1 protein-coding gene is annotated in these 1,579 nt (G+C 61.1%); it reads right to left on the minus strand.

Annotated features, from left to right (window positions below):
• Positions 1-40: 40 nt before the first annotated feature.
• A complete protein-coding gene (locus tag AC0L3K_RS40550) occupies positions 41-1,414 on the minus strand; it encodes an IS30 family transposase (protein ID WP_473368199.1) in 1,374 nt (457 codons plus the stop codon).
• Positions 1,415-1,579: the final 165 nt, after the last annotated feature.

Consider the following 1,579-nt stretch of genomic DNA (forward strand, 5'->3'; position numbering starts at 1 on the left):
GGCGGATTCAAACGATCGTCGCAACAGCGATCTTGTTCACTCATGATAGCCAATCGTCAAGCGCCTCCGCCGGCGTTTTCCATCCCAGCGTCTTTCTCGGTCGGGCGTTGAGGACGGCAGCAACGGCGGTGATGTCATGGACGCTATGGACGCTGAGGTCAGTGCCTTTCGGGAAGTACTGACGCAGCAGCCCGTTGGTGTTCTCGTTAGTTCCGCGCTGCCATGGACTTTGCGGATCGCAGAAGTAGACCTGAACGCCTGCATCGATCTTGAGACGATCGTGCTGGGCCATTTCGGCGCCTTGGTCCCAGGTCAGCGAACGCCGCAGTTCTTGTGGCAAGGTGATGATGGTGCGAGTAATCGCGTCCCGTACGGCTTCAGCGCCGTGTCCCGCGAGCGCAGGCCCGTTCTTGATGCGCGGAGCTTCGCCGTGCCCCATGAGGCGGGGAAGATGCAGCAGCATCGTGAACCGGGTTGTACGCTCGACCAGCGTACCAATCGCTGAGCTGCCAAGACCAAGGATGAGGTCTCCCTCCCAGTGTCCCGGCACTGCTCGATCGGTTGCTTCGGCGGGACGTTGACTGATCATGATCTCCGGCGAGACAAAGCCCTTGCCTCGCCTTTTTACGCGTGCTCTGGGCACTCTTAGCACGCGCCCCGTTCGCAAGCAGGCCGTCAGTTCGCGGCGTAGCGTTCCCCGGCCTTGAACGAAGAGAGCCTGATAGATGGCTTCGTGGCTGATGCGCATCGTGTTGTCGTCCGGGAAGTCGATCGGCAAGCGTCGGGCAATCTGCTCCGGGCTCCAGGCCTTGGCCCATCGCCGATCTCTTCGCGGGCCATGCCGGCGACCGTTCCACGGAACGACCGGACCGTGAACGGAAGCGCCGCTCGGTGCCACGACGACGCCGGCAAGTCTCTCCTCCACATAAGTGCGCAAGGTTTTGTTGAGCGCAAGTTTGGTCAGTTTGGGCCGACATGCCGATCGGTCTGCATGCCACTTGGCAGTCGTCGCACGATACTCCAACCCGCCGCTTCTGGTAGCTGCATTGCGTCGCAGTTCACGGGAGATTGTCGAGGCGGACCGAGCGAGGCGGCGCCCGATTTCTTGCATGGAGTGGCCCTGCACCTTGAGAAGTGCGATCTCCTCGCGCTCGGCAAACGACAGGTACCGCCCGGAGAGCGGCTTTGCCGAGGATCTGAACATTGCTGGTGGCATGCCGCCCGCCTTTCGGAACAATCTATATCCGACAGGCTGCGATACTCCGGCTTCAAGCGCAGCTTCTTCACTGCTTAGCCCCGCGGCAATCCCTCGCCAAAATCTGCCCTGTTCATCACGCCCCGCAACTTGTGGCCGCCCCGGCGATGGCATTGGCGCTCGTCCAGATCGTGCCGATCTCCGTCCTCCAATACTCATCGCAACCTCCAATGTGCGAGTGTTGCGACGACCGTTTGAATCCGCCCAGTATGCCTCACGCGCCTATCGCGATGCTCTTACCGACGCCAACATCACCGCATCCATGAGCCGCAAGGCCGATTGCTACGACAACGCCCCGATGGAGAGCTTCTTCCATACCTTGAA

The sequence above is a fragment of the Bradyrhizobium sp. MI1.10 genome, from assembly GCF_055811035.1.

Bases quoted from the DNA above. Each gene is read 5' to 3' on its own strand.
- AC0L3K_RS40550 (WP_473368199.1), bottom strand. From the start codon at position 1,414: ATGAGTATTGGAGGACGGAGATCGGCACGATCTGGACGAGCGCCAATG.